General features: G+C 43.2%; 13 protein-coding genes. 10 read left to right on the forward strand and 3 right to left on the reverse strand.

The genetic code is table 11. From position 1 onward, the window contains the following. Nucleotides 1-193: 193 nt before the first annotated feature. Nucleotides 194-1,459, reverse strand: coding sequence for a glutamate-5-semialdehyde dehydrogenase (locus MF4640_RS09155; protein ID WP_078389365.1), 1,266 nt, complete (start codon nt 1,457-1,459; stop codon nt 194-196). 306 nt (nt 1,460-1,765) lie between these two features. Here MF4640_RS09155 and MF4640_RS09160 point away from each other — a divergent pair, with 306 nt between their 5' ends. Beyond that, nucleotides 1,766-3,097: an alpha/beta fold hydrolase gene (locus MF4640_RS09160; protein ID WP_078389366.1), complete on the forward strand. Its 1,332-nt coding sequence runs from the start codon at nt 1,766-1,768 to the stop codon at nt 3,095-3,097. Nucleotides 3,098-3,159: 62 nt separating this feature from the next. On the opposite strand, the gene MF4640_RS09165 is transcribed toward MF4640_RS09160, so the two are convergent. Together MF4640_RS09165 and nagZ are read right to left on the reverse strand one after the other, a co-directional pair. Then, nucleotides 3,160-4,035 carry a class I SAM-dependent methyltransferase gene (locus MF4640_RS09165; protein WP_078389367.1) on the reverse strand — a complete coding sequence of 292 codons (876 nt, stop codon included), beginning with the start codon at nt 4,033-4,035 and terminating at the stop codon, nt 3,160-3,162. A 158-nt stretch (nt 4,036-4,193) separates the two neighbouring features. Further along, a complete protein-coding gene (nagZ, locus tag MF4640_RS09170; protein ID WP_078389368.1) occupies nt 4,194-5,210 on the reverse strand; it encodes a beta-N-acetylhexosaminidase in 1,017 nt (338 codons plus the stop codon). Between the two features lie 241 nt (nt 5,211-5,451). Between nagZ and MF4640_RS09175 the strand changes: the two genes are divergently transcribed. The 9 genes from MF4640_RS09175 (at nt 5,452) to MF4640_RS09215 (ending at nt 19,191) form a co-directional block, all read left to right on the forward strand. After that, nucleotides 5,452-7,647 (forward strand): carboxy terminal-processing peptidase, encoded by a 2,196-nt coding sequence (locus tag MF4640_RS09175; protein ID WP_078389369.1) that lies wholly within the window; start codon nt 5,452-5,454, stop codon nt 7,645-7,647. 263 nt (nt 7,648-7,910) lie between these two features. Further along, on the forward strand, nt 7,911-9,989 hold the full coding sequence (locus MF4640_RS09180; protein WP_078389370.1) for an EAL domain-containing protein: 2,079 nt from the start codon (nt 7,911-7,913) through the stop codon (nt 9,987-9,989). A 224-nt stretch (nt 9,990-10,213) separates the two neighbouring features. Beyond that, on the forward strand, nt 10,214-10,720 hold the full coding sequence (locus MF4640_RS09185) for a hypothetical protein (protein WP_078389371.1): 507 nt from the start codon (nt 10,214-10,216) through the stop codon (nt 10,718-10,720). A 383-nt stretch (nt 10,721-11,103) separates the two neighbouring features. After that, on the forward strand, nt 11,104-12,693 hold the full coding sequence (locus tag MF4640_RS09190) for a peptide chain release factor 3 (RefSeq protein ID WP_004979098.1): 1,590 nt from the start codon (nt 11,104-11,106) through the stop codon (nt 12,691-12,693). Between the two features lie 90 nt (nt 12,694-12,783). Beyond that, nucleotides 12,784-13,602: a hypothetical protein gene (locus tag MF4640_RS09195; RefSeq protein WP_078389372.1), complete on the forward strand. Its 819-nt coding sequence runs from the start codon at nt 12,784-12,786 to the stop codon at nt 13,600-13,602. A 47-nt stretch (nt 13,603-13,649) separates the two neighbouring features. Further along, nucleotides 13,650-14,600, forward strand: coding sequence for an RsiV family protein (locus tag MF4640_RS09200; RefSeq protein ID WP_078389373.1), 951 nt, complete (start codon nt 13,650-13,652; stop codon nt 14,598-14,600). Nucleotides 14,601-14,612: 12 nt separating this feature from the next. Then, the gene (locus tag MF4640_RS09205; RefSeq protein WP_161944379.1) at nt 14,613-15,428 is read left to right on the forward strand and encodes a TatD family hydrolase; all 816 of its coding nucleotides are present in this window, start codon (nt 14,613-14,615) and stop codon (nt 15,426-15,428) included. A gap of 127 nt (nt 15,429-15,555) precedes the next feature. Beyond that, nucleotides 15,556-18,309, forward strand: coding sequence for an aconitate hydratase AcnA (gene acnA / locus MF4640_RS09210; RefSeq protein ID WP_078389375.1), 2,754 nt, complete (start codon nt 15,556-15,558; stop codon nt 18,307-18,309). A 114-nt stretch (nt 18,310-18,423) separates the two neighbouring features. After that, entirely contained in the window at nt 18,424-19,191 is a 768-nt protein-coding gene (locus MF4640_RS09215) for a ThiF family adenylyltransferase (protein ID WP_005400793.1), read from the forward strand. Nucleotides 19,192-19,374: the final 183 nt, after the last annotated feature.

The following is a 19,374-nucleotide window of genomic DNA, read 5'->3' on the forward strand; positions in this document are numbered from 1 at the left end:
GGCGTTCCTGTTTATTTTTGATATGTCATTTTAAGTCCACACATAATCACATACGCAATCAACGTGACCATCAAAAAAATCAGGATTTCCTGTAGATTTTAAGGATTCGCAGAGGCAGAGAATGTTTAGATATAAAAAATGTTCAGCCCTTTGGAAAGAGCTGAACATAGATATTTAAAATGTGTCGGATGAGTTATTGGCGAATTTGACCATCACCAAACACAATCCATTTTTGTGAAGTCAGGCCTTCTAAGCCGACTGGGCCACGGGCATGGATTTTATCCGTTGAGATGCCAATTTCTGCACCTAAGCCATATTCAAAACCATCGGCAAAACGGGTCGACGCATTGATCATGACAGAACTCGAATCCACAGCGGCCAAGAACTCGCGAGCTAGAGAGTAGTTTTCCGTAATAATCGAATCGGTATGATGTGAGCCATATTTATTGATATGCTCAATCGCTTCTTCCATACCAGACACCACTTTCACCGCTAAAATTGGACCGAGGTATTCCGTGTACCAATCTTCTTCGGTTGCCGTTTTGACTGCCGTACCTAAAATGCGCTGAGTTTCAGCACAGCCACGCAATTCTACTTGTTTTTCAGTGTAGAGCTCAGCGACACGCGGTAAAAACTCATCTGCGACTTTTTCATCGACCAGCAAAGTTTCCATTGCATTACATACGCCGTAACGGTGAGTTTTTGCATTGAGCGCAATCGGTAGGGCTTTTTGTAGGTCAGCTTGCGCTTCAACATAAACGTGACAGTTCCCATCCAAGTGTTTAATCACAGGGACACGGGCTTCATTGCTGATACGTTCAATCAGGCTTTTGCCTCCACGTGGAACAATCACATCGACAAATTCAGTGAGTGTAATCAGTTGCCCCACGGCTGCACGGTCTGCGGTGTTAATGACTTGAACCGCATGTTCAGGTAAACCCGCCAGTTTTAAACCGCGTTGGATGGCTTCAGCAATGGCTTTATTTGATTCGAGCGCTTCAGAACCACCACGTAAAATAATGGCATTGCCAGACTTTAGTGCTAAAGACGCGGCTTCTAAGGTCACATTTGGGCGAGACTCGTAAATCATGCCAACCACGCCTAAAGGAACGCGCATCTTACCGAGCTGGATTCCTGACGGACGATAGGCCATGTCGGTGATTTCACCAACAGGATCTTTGAGGCTAATCACATCTTTTAAGCCTTGCAACATGCCTTTAAATCGTGCGGGAGACAGTTCTAAGCGATCAAGTAAAGCACTGTCTAAGTTGTTGCTGTGCGCTTTGTTCATATCTGCTTGGTTCGCCGCTAAAATAGCAGGTTCACTGTTGACTAAAGCAGTATAAATAGCTGACAACGCATTGTTTTTAGTTTCGGTAGAGGCACGCGCCAAAATACGAGAAGCTTGACGTGCTTGCTGTCCTACCGTTTGCATATATTGTTCAATCGACTCTTGCATAGCGGGTTGATCACTTAGAAATTTCACAGAAGATAGTAACAGCCTAACACTCGACCGCATAGTCTCTACATGAAAAATCCAGTGCAGAGGCGGACTTATACATATTTTGAAATTGTTTTTTATCTAAAACATGATGAGCGGTTATACAATCTGTTGCGTGTAAAACAGTGCTCTGTATAGAATGAATTTTAGGACATGAAGTCCTTGCATAATTATTACAACACTGAACACCCTGTTGCTGTTGACAGGCGTGATCGTGCATTTCTTGCAAAACAAAAAGTATAGGCAAGAGTAGAGGGAAGGAACATGAATTCTATGATTCAAAGGGATGCCGAGCTGAATGACGCGAATTTACGCTTAGGTTTTTTTGATGTTTACCATCGTAACAGCTTTAAAGAACCTGCACGAACCACATGGATTGAGGGCTGGAAAGTCGAATACATGGCGATTGCTCGGCCAGAGTCATTCCATCGTACGCCTATCGTGATTATCGGTGGGGCATTTCAAAACTTTAATTCCTACAAATACTGTGTTGAGCAATTGCTGGATGCCGGTCCGATTGTCCTGATTGATCTGCCTTCAATGGGTGCCAATCAACAAATTCGTAATATCGATACGGGCTTGTCTGCAGGAACATTAGAACTGGGTGATCTCGCGAAGATGCTTGGCATCTGGTTCGATATTGAAGGATTAGACAAAGTTTCAGTGATGGGCATGTCACTGGGCTCAGTGGTGGCGTCTTGTCTGGCCGATCAACGACCAGAGCTGATTGACCGTATGATTTTAATGGGCGTTATGCAAAAGACCCGTAAAAGCTGGCGGATGTTGCTGGAAGAGTCGTTACATTTAATGCGTGAACAACGCATGGATGAATTTGGTCAGGCCGTGATTTTGTATTTGGTCAATCATGCCAAAATGGATAAAACCAAAATGTCACCCACAGCCAAGCGTTTGTTCTTCAGGCAGATGGCGGAGTTTACCGCAACAGAACAAGAGCGTTATGAAATCAACTGTAATCGTTTGCTTCGCCTCACCGATGTGCCGATTCCACAGTGCAGAGTCTTGGTGGCCTGTGGCCAATATGACAGTTTTACCTTGCCACATGAAAATGCCAACTTTGCGTTGCAATGTCCTGACATGGAATATGCGCAAATTGCTAATGCAGACCATGTGCCACAGCTACAACGCCGTAAAGAAACAATGCACTTGTTTGCGACGTTTCTGAAGGACGAATCCATTCAGCACTTAGACGGGATTATTCCCTTTAGTCGAGCACAAATGCTAGATATGGAGCGCCGTGGTGAAGAGCGGGTTCAGATTCAACACCCTGAAACCTTTTTAAGCTATCGCCATTCGGATTTGGTGATTGAGACAGAAGTGGTGGATTTGAACTACTTTGGGGTGCTTTTACGCTTTGAGTCAGACTTGGCTGCTGTCGCGGCTGAATATCCGCGTGATTTAGCTTTGCACTTGAGCGATGAAGAAGGCGAGTTTCAGATTGAATGTTTAATTTTTGCGGAAGATGGACCGTATATTCGTGCCTTATTTAAACATGGCAGTTTTGAACTCGCGGAGCGACTGCTCCGCTTTGTGGGGCATCAGAAACAAGAACAGACGTTGCTCGAAGCCGTAAGTTAAGTGAAATTCAAAATAAAAAAACAGCGTTTCATCGCTGTTTTTTTGTGGGTTGGGTTTTTAGGCTATTGCTCGGGTTGATTGGGCTTTTGCCATTGGCTATGTATCAACCAGACCAAGTCGCCTAAGTGATTCTGCTGATCTAAGTTTGAAGTATCGGCCTGAGTACTATTGAAGGTCAAAGTGGGTTGGTGAACGGTCACAGTATGAAAGCCCGCTTGTTTGAAAAACTGAGTGGCTTCAGTCGGACTGATAAAGTGAAAGCCAAAGGCGCTACGGGACATCCATTTTAAAAGCTTGCTACTGTTCCAGATAAAGTTAGCCAGCTTATTTTTCACAGGTTCAGGGTAGAGGTCAGTCAGATAATATAACTGATCAAACTGCTGTCCGTATTGGACAATGCCTTGTAGCAGTTGAGCGAGCATGTCTTTGCTAAAGTAGTTGATCAAACCTTCACTCACCACCACCAAAGGGCGGTTTGGGTCAAACACCTCAAAAGCACGGGCAAAATCTGCGCTAAATAAGTCGGCGGAGAGAACAGCTGGGCTGGTCTGATCGATCTGTTTTAAGGCCTGAGTTTTGATTTTCGCCATATCTGGTAAGTCGAGTTCACGATAGTCAATGTCGGGAAACTGTTGGCGAAAGCTCCAGCCACGTGGGGACAGGCCACTGGCAATTTCTAAGATTTGTAAGTTCGGGACTTGTTTTATCAGTGCACAGAGTTGCGCGTCTATCATTTGATGACGCTGTTTTAAGGTGGTGCGCATACTGCCACCGACGTGTTTCTCGGCCCAGCTTTCGAGTGGATGCACCAGTTTGGCCAGTAACTTCCCTTTGCGGGTGGCAAATACAGGATGTGAGATGCCCATGCTATACCAAATATAGCCTGTATAGTGCGCAGTAAAAGAGATGTGGCGATGAGCCGATAAAGCATCTGTCATGGTATCCGTACCCGATATTTTGTTATTTTAGCGTTGTTGTTTGGGCAATGCAGAGCAAGCCTGTTGATTTATTTTAAGTTTATCATAATGAAAAATGGACATCTTGTGATGTCCCTTTGTCCGAAATATCGTGGTTGAAATGGTCAAAGATGAAGTGCTTAACTTAATCTAAACAGTTCCACTTGGTCGCGTACTTTGGCCCAATCTTCACCTAAATGCAGCGTCGATTGAACGTTGACGTTTGGAATCTGACCACGCATGCGTTCTAAGCGAGCTTGGTTTGGTAGCGCCAGTTGGCTAATCCCCTCCAAAGCCACGCATGCAGCTGCTCGGTCATTACACACCAGTCCCATGTCACAGCCTGCATGGAGTGCGGCTTGAATGCGTGCATCTGCACCGCCTGCAACACATGCAGCTTGCATGCTTAAATCATCTGAGAATAAGACGCCATTGAAACCCAGTTGTTGACGTAGAACGGTTTGAATCCAATACGGTGAAAAACCTGCTGGGTTTGGATCGACTTGGTTATAAATCACATGTGCAGGCATGAGTGCATCCAACTGTGGCATCAGTTTTATAAAAGTCTGCATATCTTTGGCATAGATTTCATCATATGTGCGTGAGTCGATGGCTGCTGCGACATGCGAGTCTGCTTTGACTGAACCATGACCGGGGAAATGTTTGCCTGTCGATGCCATGCCTGCGGCTTTCATCCCTTTTAGGAATGCACTGGCCAGTGGTACTATGTCTTGAATATTTTTGGCAAAGCCACGGTCACCAATCACATCACTGATGTCATTTAAATCGAGTACAGGGGCGAAGCTAAAGTCGATACCGACGGCAAGCACTTCTGTCGCCATCAACCAGCCAGATTGTTCTGCCAAGCTTAAGGCTTTTTCAGGTTCGCTTAAGAATAGCTCGCCAAACTTACCCATGGCTGGAAGTAGGCTAAAGCCCTGTTTTAAGCGTTGCACACGTCCGCCTTCTTGATCGACAGCAATCAAAATATCAGGACGAATTCGGCGCATATGGTCGGTGAGGGCGCGAACTTGTGCAGGAGACTCAATATTTCGTCCAAATAAAATCATGCCACCGACTTGCGGTGCTTGTAATAGTGCAATATCTTCTTGAGTAAGTTCTGTGCCTGCGATGTCGAGCATCAATGCGCCAATCATACTGGGTGTCCGTATTTGATTTTTTAGTCAGTGGCTGTTTTGGCTCTGAAAGGTGAGCGAAACAGGTCGTCGAAAACAATACCCGAATTTTGCAATGATTTGCTACATTTTGTCAGCACAGATTATGATAAAACTACACGACATAAACAGATTAAGTTGTTTAAGATTTTGAATATTCTCAATTCATGTCGAAAAATGACATTGTAATTTTGGTCAAAAACCAAGGAACTAAGAATTATTTATGAAACTTCAAACCATTGCTTGTGCGGTTGCAATTGCAACGGGTGGATTCTTTTTCACCCATGCCATTAATGAAGCTATTGCAGCGACTGAAACTACCGCTGTAACCAAACAAGCTATTGTTCCGTCGCAGGAGCAGGCTTTGGTGTCTCGTCAACTGGCGACCTTGGTTGACCGTCAACATTATCTCAATCAACGTTTAGATGCGAAAACATCGGCGCGTATTCTCGATTTCTATCTGGACAGTTTAGATCCAGACCATTCGTTGTTTCTTGCCTCTGAAGTAGAGAGTTATAAGCGTAAATATGGCTCAAACTTAGGTGCGGCTTTAAAAGCAGGTGACTTAAGTGGGCCGTATGCGATTCATGCACAGTATCGAGATCGTTTGACCCAGTTTTATACCTATATGTTGGATGAGCTGAAAAAGCCGCAGAATTTAAAACAAGCCAACGTTTATATCGAAACGGATCGTGAAAAGGCACCTTATTTTGCGAATGAAGCAGTGCAGCGTCAGCATTGGAACAAAATGTTGGTTTCGCAGCTGATTAATTTGACCATTAGCAAAGAAGAAGAGTTAGCGAAGCAAAAAGCGCTTAAAGCCAACCCAGAATTGGCCAATGGACAAGATCTCACTAGCTCGGAAGATTTAACCCCAGTACAAACCTTAACCAAGCGTTATATGCGCCAGTTAGAACGTATTTCACGGGTGAAAAGTGATGATGTGTTAGACAAAACACTCAATGCGATGACGCTGACATATGATCCGCACAGTAACTATTTCCCACCTGTCGATGCAATGGAGTTGAATCGCCAGACGACTTTGCAACTTGAAGGGATTGGGGTGTCGATTCGACCTGAACGGGGCAATGAAGACTACACCAAAATCGAAACCATTGTAGAAGGTGGTCCTGCGAGCAAGTCTGGACAGGTGAAGTCGGGTGACCGCATTATTGGTGTGGCGCAAGATGGCGAAAAAATGGTGGATGTGATCGGTTGGCCGAGCAATGAAATTGTGGGCTTAATCCGTGGTAAACGCGGTACCAAAGTTACCATACGCTTACTCGGTTCAGGTGCACCGATGAGCCAAGCGCGTAATGTGACCATTACCCGTGACGTCATTCAAGAAGAAGATGCTGGGGTACGTTCACGTACTGTGAATGTGACGCGCGATGGGCAACAATACACCTTTGGTGTGATTGAGATTCCGTCTTTCTATTTGAACTATCGTGCACGTCGTGCGGGCACGGAATATCGTTCTGTATCTGAAGATACCAACAATGCGCTGAAAACTTTAGCGGCCAAAAATGTATCAGGGATTATTATCGACTTACGTAATAACCCAGGGGGCTCACTTGAAGAAGTGGCTCGTATGCTTGGGCAGGTGATTAAGTCAGGTCCTGTGGTGCAAATTCGAGATGGTAACGGCAATGTGAGCGTTTTCGAAGACGATGACAATGGTGCACAGACCTATGCAGGTCCACTGGCAGTGATGGTGAATTTAGCATCTGCGTCTGCAAGCGAAATTTATTCTGCTGCGATTCAAGACTATGAACGTGGCATTGTGATTGGTAGCACCACCACAGGTAAAGGAACAGCACAAGTACAGCTGGATAACTTGGCACATGGTCAAGCAACACTAACGCAACGTAAGTTTTACCGTGTGACGGGTGGCAGTACACAAAACAAAGGCGTGATTCCAGACGTGAAATTGGTAGACATTTACAATGAAGAGTTTGGTGAGCGTAAAGCGAAAAATGCGCTTGAGTGGGACACAATCCCAACAGCACCGTTTAAACGAGAAGGCAGCATTGCACCGTATGTAAAACGTTTAGGTGAGCTGTCGCAAGCACGCGTTAAAGTCGACCCGCAGTTTAACTATCTTGAACAGCGTAAAGACATCTCGAAAAAGACCGAAGATCAAAAACGTGTGGTTTTAGATATTGATCAACGTAAAGCTGAATTGTTGGCACTGGAAAAACAGACTTTAGACTCGGAAAACAAGCGCCGTCAGATTGCAGGACAAAAGCCTTATGCAAACTGGGAAAGCTATCAAGCTTCTATGGAAGCTTTGGTTGAAGCACGCGCTAAAATGAAAGCGAATCAACGTCCTGCATTGCCTGAAGAGGAAGCATTTGTGACTGAATCTGCAAATGTCTTGTTAGATTATGCCAAGTTGCAAAAAGGCACTGCAAAATAGTTTAATCTCTGACGCAATGTATTAAAAAGCCAGTTTCGACTGGCTTTTTATTTAAATTGTGATTCAAAACACAAATGTGGGATTGGCAGGCTGCCAAAGCAATCTGCTAGGTAAAATAAATCTATAAATTCTAATGATATCTCTGTGATTTTTTCTTGACCTGAACCTGTTTGTATAAGATTCTTAATCGGGTAGTAATGCTTTTCGCCTTTGATAAAAAGGATATAAATGAAGAAAAAGAGAAATTAATACGGACACTTTATATGATGCATGTGCATTACGATTTTAGTTTGGTATTAGGTTCAATTGTTGTGGCATTGTTGGCGTGTTTTTTTGCAGTGTCGACCGAACGCTTATTATTTCGTGCTTGGCGTAAAAAATTTCAAACAGCGCTCATTTTACTCAGTAGTTTTTTCTTAGGCTGTGCCATTTGGGCCATGCATTTTGTGGGCATGTTGGCTTGTGATTTGCCGACGCATAGTTATTTTGACCCTGCACTGACAATTCTTTCTTTTTTTATTGCTTTTATTGCATCTGTTTTTTCAATTTGGTTGACCACGCGTCAGACCTTACCTTTTTTAAGATTAGTCTTGGGGTCGGTATTGATGGGGCTTGGTATTTCGGGCATGCATTATACTGGCATGATGGGGCTGATTATTGAGGGCTATCAGAGTGTTTACGATCCCTTGCTGACAGTTTTCTCTATTTTACTTGCCATCAGTGGCTCGGGTTTAACCTTTTGGCTGATCTTTAAATATAAAAGTGCGGTCAGCAAGAAACTGTTGTACCAATGGTATGTTGCAGGGATGATGGCCTTGACCATCGTGAGTATGCATTATACCGGTATGCTAGCAGTCTCGTTCTATCCAACCCATAGTGACAAGCTGGTGATGCCCCTTGAAGCAGGTCAAAGCATTGTTTTATTTGTTGTTATCTTTATTACCTGTTTGATTTTGGTGGCGGCATTTGTTGTTGCGGTGTTGGAGCAGCGTTTAGAAGAGCGTAATATTCAACTCTCTCTCGCCAATAAAGAGTTGGCAAATCAGGCGGTACAAGACAATTTAACCAAGCTCCCCAATCGATTGTATTTGGCAGAATACGCCCATTTTCTGTTTACAGATCACCGCTTCCGCAATGAAAGCATTGCTTTTCTATATATCGATTTAGATCGCTTTAAAGCTGTGAATGATGTCTTTGGGCACCATGTTGGGGATCAATTATTGGTTCAACTGACCACACGAATTCATCGCCACTTAAGTAAAAATGAAAAAATTCTCAGAATTGGTGGGGACGAGTTTCTAATGGTGTTGGAGCAGGCGACTGCTGAGCAAGCGTGCCAAATGGCCGAGCAAGTACTGGAGTTGATTCAAGATAGCTTTTTGATTGCGGGTAAAGAAATCAATGTGTCGGCCAGTATTGGTATTGCGATGTATCCTGAGCATGGTAGTAATTTGCAAGATTTATTGATTAATGCCGATGCAGCGATGCTGACCTCAAAATATCAGGGACGAAATACCTATTCTATTTTTAATTACAGTTTTGACCAACAAGAAGCGAAAAGCCAAACTAAGCTGATCAATGACTTGTATAAAGCCGTAGAAGAACAACAGTTTGTTTTGTATTATCAGCCTAAATTTACCATCCAAGATCAACGGATTTGTGGGGTCGAGGCATTGATTCGCTGGAAACATCCGACTTTAGGTTTGTTGACCCCCAATATGTTTATTAAAGGTGCGGAGAAAACAGGGTTGATTATCCAAATGGGGTATTGGGCTCTGGAGCAAGCCTGTAAACAACTGCAAATCTGGGAGCGAGAGAAAATTGAACTCTATCCAATTGCCGTGAATTTATCGGCGGTGCAGTTTGAGCATAAGCACTTATTTAATAATCTTGAGCATCTTTTTGATAAATATAAAGTCAACCCTAATCATTTAATTATTGAGATTACTGAAAGTACAGCCATGCACCATATCGAAGGCAGCATTCGTACCTTACAGCGTTTACGTGAAATGGGGATTCGTTTGGCAATTGATGACTTTGGGACAGGCCATTCCAGCTTTTTATATTTAAAAAATCTACCAGTAGATGAGTTGAAGATTGATCGCGGTTTTATTCATGAACTGACCGTTGGCTCAAAAGATGAAATGATTTTAGAAAGTATTGTTCATCTGGCGATTCACTTGGGTTTGGTCGTGACAGCAGAAGGTGTAGAAAGTCCCCTGCAAATGGAAATTTTATCACGGTTAGGCTGTCAGCAATTACAAGGCTATTTGTTGGGTATGCCTATGGATGTTAAGCGCTTGGAAGAGTTTGAGTACACATCGTCAACTTATTTCAATTAAGCGATATCTACAATTTGTGCTGATGGCTGATCGCTTTTATGGTGATGTAATTCAGTTGAGAATCTAATAAAAAATAAGCAGTGTTCGCAAAATCCTCTATCTAGTGATATCGGCTTTTTATGCATTCTTTAGAATCTATTCGTTTTAGTGTCCTGTTGTCCGTATACCAAGCCGTTCAATTCAATCAGTTCAAAACATTGGGAACAATTTGGAATTAAATAATTATGGTTAGAGTCGTGACTAAGGTTGGTGATGTTTTTTCTGTAAAGTTGGATAATGAGATGAAAAAATATTTCCAGCTCATTGCTTTTGATTTAACACAATTAAATAGTGATGTGATCAGAGCATTTAAAAAAGTGTACCCTATCCATGTAACTCCTACGTTATTGGATATCGTTAATGATGATGTCGATTTTTATGCGCATTGTGTCACTAAGTTTGGCATAAAAATGAATCTTTGGGAGAAAGTTGGAAACATATCTGATGTGGGTGGAACTTCTACAATATTATTCAGAGACACAGATGATTATGGTGTTATGGTAGGGGAAGAACCAATAAAAATTTCTCACAATTGGTTTGTATGGCACATTAATGATGATAAATTTTCTTATGTTGGAAATCTAGATGGAGAAAACCGTAAAGCAGAAATAGGTGTGGTTATGCCTCCTTTGGCTATAGTAGAACGTATAAAAACAGGGAAATATAGTTTCGTATATCCAGAGTTTGAATGAAGTTTATAAAATGACCTCAGATTAGGCTTAACAAGATAAAAGAATGCTTGATGTATGAGGGGTAACGGAAGTTTTACTCCTAGTTGTCCTTGGGTACAGCGTGATTAAGTGTACGTTCAGATCGGATCAAACAATGTTTCTGTACATCTAAGTTGTCGCTGATAGGACTATAGCGTTTCTATTCTTACCCATTACCAGAGCTAAAAAGCATTCGAATGGACGACGAATGCGATGTACTAAGCTGATGGGTTAAGGGAAAATTATCAATAAAATCTCATTGATAAATCTGCTACAATTGCGCCAATTTTAAGTTATCACTTTACGGGTTGGATACACATCCATAAGTTGTGTACAACACCGTGTACCTATTGAAGATTTCTCTTATGTTTAAAGATCAATTGGCGAAAGAAGTCGCGGCTCGTAGGACTTTTGCGATTATTTCCCACCCCGATGCTGGTAAAACCACCATGACAGAAAAATTGCTGTTGTGGGGACAAGCTATTCAGATTGCTGGTATGGTGAAAAGCCGTAAATCGGACCGTGCAGCCACTTCGGACTGGATGGAAATGGAAAAAGAACGTGGTATTTCGATCACCACTTCTGTAATGCAGTTTCCATTTAAAGACAAGATGATCAACCTTCTCGATACGCCGGGACACGAAGACTTCTCTGAAGATACGTATCGTACCTTAACAGCGGTCGATTCAGCTTTGATGGTAATCGATGGTGCAAAAGGTGTTGAAGATCGTACCGTGAAACTGATGGAAGTGTGTCGTATGCGTGACACACCGATCATTTCATTTGTGAACAAAATGGACCGTGAAATCCGTGAGCCTTTAGAGCTGTTGGATGAAATTGAAAACGTTCTCAAAATTAAATGTGTGCCGATCACTTGGCCGCTCGGTACCGGTCGCGACTTCGCTGGGGTGTTTAACCTGATCGAAGAAAAGTTTTATGTGTATAAAGCAGGTTTTGGTTCAACCATTACCGAAATCGAAGTCCGTGATGGTTATGACTATCCAGACTTACGTGAAAAAGTCGGTGAGCTGGCTTGGGCGGCATTTGAAGAGTCTCTAGAGTTGGTGCAAATGGCCAATGAGCCTTTAGACCGCACAGAGTTCCTTGCGGGTCGTCAAACGCCTGTATTGTTTGGTACAGCGCTGGGTAACTTTGGTGTAGACCATGTGTTAGATGCATTTAGTAACTATGCACCTGAACCTAAAGCACACCCAACAGAAAATCGTTTGGTTGAAGCCACCGAAGAGGGTTTTACTGGCTTTGTCTTTAAAATTCAAGCCAATATGGACCCGAAACACCGTGACCGTATTGCCTTTATGCGTATTTGTTCAGGCAAATATGAAAAAGGTTTGAAAATGAAGCATGTGCGTCTAGATAAAGATGTGCGCATTAGTGATGCTTTGACTTTCTTAGCCGGTGATCGTCAGCATCTAGAAGAAGCATGGCCGGGCGACATTATTGGTTTACATAACCACGGTACGATTCAAATTGGTGATACTTTTACCTCAGGTGAAAAACTACAATTTACGGGCATCCCGCACTTCGCCCCTGAAATGTTCCGCCGTGTACGTTTGAAAGATCCATTGAAATCGAAGCAGTTACAAAAAGGCTTAAAAGAGCTTTCAGAAGAAGGTGCAACACAGGTCTTCATGCCGCAAAATAGCAATGACTTGATTGTCGGTGCGGTAGGTGTGCTTCAGTTTGAAGTGGTGGCATACCGTTTGAAAGAAGAATACAAAGTCGACTGCGTCTACGAGCCTGTGAGCATTAACACTGTGCGCTGGGTGTCATGTGATGATGACAAAAAATTCAATGAATTTAAGAAAAAAGCACATGATCAATTATCGGTAGATGGTGGTGGTCACTTGACCTACTTGGCACCGAGTCGTGTGAACTTACAACTGATGCAAGAGCGCTATCCAGACATCGTGTTCCGCAATACCCGCGAACACTAATCGGGATGTTAAAAAATAAAACAGCTTCTTCGTGAAGCTGTTTTATTATGCAAGATACTTTATTTTAATCATGAATTTCATGGAAGACGCATGTTGCAGAAACAGGCTATTTATACAATATTGGTGAGTTTGACTGTCTTATTGACGGCATGTGACTCCTCTAAACAATCTGAAACAGACGCAGATGCCAAAAGCTCGGTATTTAAAACAGAGCAGGCTGAAGTGTTACCATATTTAAATATTCAGCAACAAGCGGCTGATATTGCACAACCATTTTGTGAAACCAAGAATTGTATTGAATTAGATCTGCAAAGCTTAACAACGGCAGATCCGTGGCTAAACCAATGGATTGCCAAAAGTCAGGCTCGAGTGATTCAAGATCAGGTTGGCTTAAAACAAGACATGAGCTTACAGCAAGCCATTAATGCCTATGTGAAAAAGTCGGATACATGGCAAGCTGAATTCAAGGGCAATAAGGCTTATAGCTTGGCGATGTATACGCGTATACCGTATCAGCGCAATCAGTTTGTGCTCATGCAAATTGGGGTTGATACCAATCAAGAGAATGTAAATGTTAAGGAACGTTATTATTTCTTTGTTGCGGATCGTAAAAACCAAAAAGCGGTGGCATTATTAGATTTAATTCACCCGAAACAGCAGCTGGCGATGAATGTGTTGGTGCAAAAAGCGTATCAAGACTGGTTGAAGAAACAAGAACCCGAAGCGCGAAAATCTGCACCTGCGAAGTTGTACTGGGGGCAAGCAGATTGGTTCTTTGACCAAGAGGGCATCGGTTTACACTATCGGACTCATGAGATTGTAAAAGATGGGACTCAGCTTGATATTTATTTGACGAAAGCACAAACTCAACAGGTATTAAAAGCCGATGTCTATACCCAGTTGTTTTAGTGTACTGGCCAAAGCAAGAGCTGGCTTCAAAAGGTAATAGGTTATATATGTTAAAAAGCAAAACAATATTGACAATCAGCGTACTTGCAGCTGCCATCAGTTTGACGGCCTGCCAACCAAAAGATAAAGAGCCTCAAACTCCTGCAACGCAAACCACAGCGGCTTCAGAGGTAGACACCACTTTAAAACTGGTCGGTGACACAGAAAAATTACAATTCGAATTACCTGAATGTGATGGCAATGCTTGCCCAGAATTAAACATTGATCGTTTGCAAAGTAATCAAGCGTTTATTGATGATTTTATTGATCAACAAATTGTGAAAGATTTATCGCAGATTATTGATATTTCGCCTATGCATAGCAGTTCTGCTACCGAGGCATCAAGTGCTGTGGCGGCAAGTTCTGAACCTGCGGTAGTGGGCCAAGTCCTCACCCCTAAACTGAAACTAGAGAAACAAGTTCAACCTTATTTAGCTGCTTTTCTGGGTTTAGATCAAGAGTTGAAAGCCTTAAGTTCTAACCATCAAATTAGTTTGATGATTAAGCCGAAAATTCTAAATGCCAAAGATCCTTTGGCTACGGTGGTGTTGAACACCAGCAGCTACTTAGGCGGTGCACATGGTTCATCGTCGCAGCATTATTATAATTTTGACTTGAAGCAGCAAAAGCTGGTGAGTTTGGATGATCTATTGTTGCCGAATCAGAAGGCGGCGTTAAATAGAGTTGCGCATGAAGCCTTTCGTACTTGGGTCGTCGACTCTAAGTTAGCGACCAATGTCGATGAATATGAGCAAGCGTGGAAGTTTAGTTTGAGTAACAATTATTACTTGGGCACTGAAGGTCTGATTTTGCAATATGGCGAGTATGAAATTGGCCCTTATGTGGTGGGTTTACCGCGCTTAACTCTTGGTTATGATCAACTCCAGAAAATTTTAAAGCCTGAGTATTTACCCAAAGCCAAACAGAGCGTACAGGCTGCTTCAGAAGCCAAGAGCTAATCAAGCATGAGCTTGCCTCTGTTCGACACCCATACTCATTTTGATGTTGCCGATTTTGATACTGATCGGCAACATTTGGCTGAGCAAGCAAAACGTGTTGGGGTAGAGGCACTGGTCCTTATTGGTTTTCTTGAATCACGATTTGATACGCTGATTCAGACCCATCAGCAATTAAAAAGCTGGAAGAATGTTCCGTGCTCTTATCTTGCCCCTGGTTTACATCCGTTTTATATCGAACAGCATCAGACCGAACACTTACAACGTTTAGAGCAGGTCCTGCAGCAGCAGGACTGCGTAGCTGTGGGTGAAATTGGTTTAGACACCTTTTTAAAAGAGCATAAACAGCCTGCACTTTTCGCCAAGCAGCAATCTTATTTTTCTGAACAACTGGAACTTGCTAAGCAATATCAAAAACCTGTGTTATTGCATATTCGCAAAGCACATGCAGAAAGTATTGCCATTTTAAAAGCCCAAAAATTTAAATTCGGTGGTATCGCTCATGCCTTTAGTGGTGGGGTGGAAGAAGCCAAGGCCTTGGTCAAACTCGGTTTTAAAATTGGGGTGACAGGGCAAATCACCAATCCAAATGCCAAAAAATTGCATCAAGTGGTGCAAGTACTTGGTAGTGAACATTTGGTGATTGAAACGGACTGTCCAGATATGACGCCGTTGTGTTGTCAAACATCGACTGAGCACCGTACCCGCAATACACCGGTGAATTTACCTTATGTTTTGGAGAGTCTCGCACAGACATTGGATCAGACTGAGTGGGCGCTAGCAACTCAACTCTGGCAGAACTCATTGGCTGCGTTGCATTTAAAATTTTAGAAGAATAAGACAATAATCTCGATAAAAATAAGATAACCAAAAGGGAACACATTCTTTTCTAAACAGGCTTACATTAAAGAAAGAACATCATAATAAATAAATTCGCCAATACTGGGAGGGCAACCGAATGGCCAGATATAGCAAAATCAATAGTTTCAATGCATTACAAACACTCACGGTGGGTGAAAAATCCTATCAAATTTTTAACCTCCCTCAAGCCGCCCAAACATTGGGTAATATTGATCAATTACCCAAGTCTTTAAAGGTCTTACTCGAAAATTTACTCCGTTTTGAAGATCAAAAAAGTGTAAAAGTAGAGCATATTCAAGCCCTAGTCGATTGGCAAAAAACCAGAAGCTCTGATCAAGAAATTCAATATCGGCCTGCACGTGTGCTGATGCAGGATTTCACAGGGGTTCCTGCCGTGGTTGACTTGGCTGCCATGCGTGCCGCAATGGCACAAGCGGGTGGCGATCCGAATTTGATAAATCCCTTGTCCCCTGTCGATTTGGTGATTGACCATTCCGTGATGGTCGATCATTTTGCGGATAAAGATGCCTTTGCTGAAAATGTCGAAATTGAAATGCAACGCAATGGTGAGCGCTATCAATTTCTGCGTTGGGGACAATCGGCCTTTAATAACTTTAGCGTTGTCCCGCCCGGTACAGGAATTTGCCACCAAGTCAATTTAGAGTATTTGGCTCAAGCGGTATGGCTGGGGGAGGATGAGGGACAAACTTTTGCGTTCCCTGATACCTTGGTGGGAACAGATTCGCATACTACCATGATCAATGGCTTAGGCGTGCTCGGTTGGGGTGTTGGCGGGATTGAAGCTGAAGCGGCGATGCTCGGGCAGCCTGTATCCATGTTGATTCCTGAAGTCATCGGTTTCAAACTCACAGGGAAATTGAATGAAGGCATTACTGCAACAGATTTGGTTTTAACCATCACACAAATGCTACGCCAAAAAGGCGTGGTTGGTAAATTTGTCGAATTTTATGGCGATGGTTTGGCCGACTTGCCTTTGGCTGACCGCGCCACTATTGCCAATATGGCCCCTGAATATGGTGCAACCTGTGGTTTCTTCCCGATTGATGATGTGACCTTGGCTTATTTAGCGTTGACAGGTCGTGAGCAACAACGGATTGATTTGGTTGAAGCGTATAGTAAAGCGCAAGGCCTGTGGCGAAATGCAGGTGATGAACCCGTTTTTACCGATACTTTGAGCTTGGACATGAGCACCGTGCAGGCCAGTTTGGCAGGCCCTAAACGTCCGCAAGATCGTGTCTTGCTGTCAGATGTACCTAAAACTTTTCATGATTTGATGGAACTAAATCTCAAGCCAGCCAAAGAAGCCAAAGAGCGTTTAGAAAATGAAGGCGGTGGCACAGCTGTTGAAGCTAAAAAAGCCAATCTGCCGCATGAGGAGCCATCTTGCACCATTGATGGAAAATCTTACCCATTGAACCATGGTGATGTGGTCATTTCAGCCATCACCTCATGTACCAATACCTCAAACCCAAGTGTCATGTTAGCCGCAGGGCTCCTCGCTAAAAAAGCCATTGAAAAAGGTCTACAGCGTAAACCGTGGGTGAAAAGTTCGCTTGCACCTGGTTCTAAAGTAGTGACCGATTATTTGGCTGCGGCTGGTTTAACACCGTATTTGGATGAGTTGGGTTATAACTTGGTCGGCTATGGCTGTACCACGTGTATCGGGAACTCTGGACCACTGCCTGAACCGATTGAAGAAGCCATACAGTGCCATGATCTCAATGTCGCTTCAGTGCTTTCAGGCAACCGTAACTTTGAAGGGCGTGTGCATCCTCTGGTGAAAACCAACTGGTTGGCTTCGCCGCCTTTGGTGGTGGCTTATGGTTTGACGGGCAATATCCGTACAGATTTGACTACACAACCGATTGGTCTAGGCAAAGATGGGCAAGCAGTCTATTTGAAAGATATTTGGCCGAGTCAGGCTGAAATTGATCATGCGCTACAGAGCGTAAATACCGCGATGTTCCATAAAGAATATGCCGCAGTATTTGATGGTGATGCAGCATGGCAGGCGATTCAGATTCCTCAAAGTCAGACCTATGCTTGGCAAGAGAATTCAACCTATATTCGCCACCCGCCATTTTTTGAAGAGATAGATCAGCCACCGAAACCGATTACCAATATTGAACAGGCACGTATTTTGGCTGTGCTTGGAGACTCGGTCACCACCGATCATATTTCCCCAGCGGGTAATATCAAGAAAGACAGCCCTGCGGGACGCTATTTGCAAGAGCAAGGGGTTGAACCCAAAGACTTCAACTCTTACGGGTCTCGACGTGGGAACCATGAAGTGATGATGCGAGGTACTTTTGCCAATATCCGCATTAAGAATGAAATGTTGGGCGGTGAAGAAGGTGGAAACACGATCTATATTCCAACCGGAGAAACCTTGCCGATTTATGATGCTTCTATGCTTTATCAGCAGCAACATATGCCATTAATCATTATTGCTGGGAAAGAGTATGGTACAGGTTCATCGCGCGACTGGGCTGCCAAAGGTACGAACTTATTGGGAGTTAAAGCGGTGATTGCCGAAAGTTTTGAACGAATTCATCGTTCGAATTTGGTTGGTATGGGTGTATTGCCATTGCAATTTATCGATGGACAAACACGCCAATTCTTAAATTTGACAGGTCGGGAAGTGCTTTCGATTCATGGGTTGTCGGATGATCTCCAACCGCATCAAACCTTGGAAATTCAAGTGTTTCGAGAAGATGGTAGCCAAGACCAATTTACAGTGTTGTGCCGTATTGATACCTTGAATGAGGTGGAATACTTTAAAGCTGGCGGCATTTTGCATTATGTACTGCGTAATTTAATTGCGGCCTAATCTCAATGGAATAAAGCCCTGTCATCATCAGGGCTTTATTGTTTGTAGCGATACATTCAATCCAAGGTCGTATTCAGGTAAAATGAACACGATTTTACCGATATAGATGTACGCATGACTGATCTGCAACATGATGAATATGACCGCCGTTTTGCTGGGGTAGCCAAAATTTATGGAGACGAGGCCTTTTCATATTATGAAAAAAGTCATGTGATGGTGATTGGAATTGGTGGTGTAGGTTCGTGGGCAGTAGAGGCTTTAGCGCGTACAGGCGTTGGCGAATTAACACTGGTTGATATGGACTCGATTGCGGCTTCGAATGTTAACCGTCAACTGCCAGCCATGAGCTCGACCTTGGGCCATGAAAAAATTGAAGTCATGGCCGAGCGTTGTCGATCCATCAATCCACGGATCAAAATCAATTTGATCGATGACTATTTGACTCCAGAAAACGTCAAAGAAATTTTAGAGCATAGACCAGACTTAATTTTAGATTGTATTGATGACGTCAAAGCTAAATTAGCACTGATGTTACACTGTCGTTTTAATAAAATTCCATTGATTGTTTCAGGGGGAGCGGGGGGTAAGCTCGACCCATTGAAAATCCGAGTGGCTGATTTGTCTAAAACTGAACAAGATCCAATGTTGGCGAAGCTTCGAACCCAGTTACGTGGCATGGGAATTTGTAAAAAACCAAAAGAAAAGTTCGGCATTAGCTGTGTGTATTCGATTGATAATCCATTTTCCAGTGCAGATGTGTGTCCAAGTGCAGGCCTACGCTGTGGTGGCTATGGTTCTGCGGTGGTGGTGACTTCAAGCTTTGCGATGGTGGCAGTGGCGGAAGTGCTGAAAAAATTAGATGGAATGAAAGCGAAACAATAATACTGTTTTAGGTTTAATTGGACTGTATACATCGATATATGGATACAGTCCTTAGATGTTTAGTCCCAGATTTTAATGGTGCAATATTCTCAGATAAATGGAAGGAAGCACTATGGGACAAGTTCTACACAGCAGCGCCACAACGACACAGGCAGTGCGTCGAGCAATACAAAATAGTCAAGA

This window comes from Acinetobacter sp. MF4640, assembly GCF_002018895.1.
Taxonomy (GTDB): Bacteria; Pseudomonadota; Gammaproteobacteria; order Pseudomonadales; family Moraxellaceae; genus Acinetobacter; species Acinetobacter johnsonii.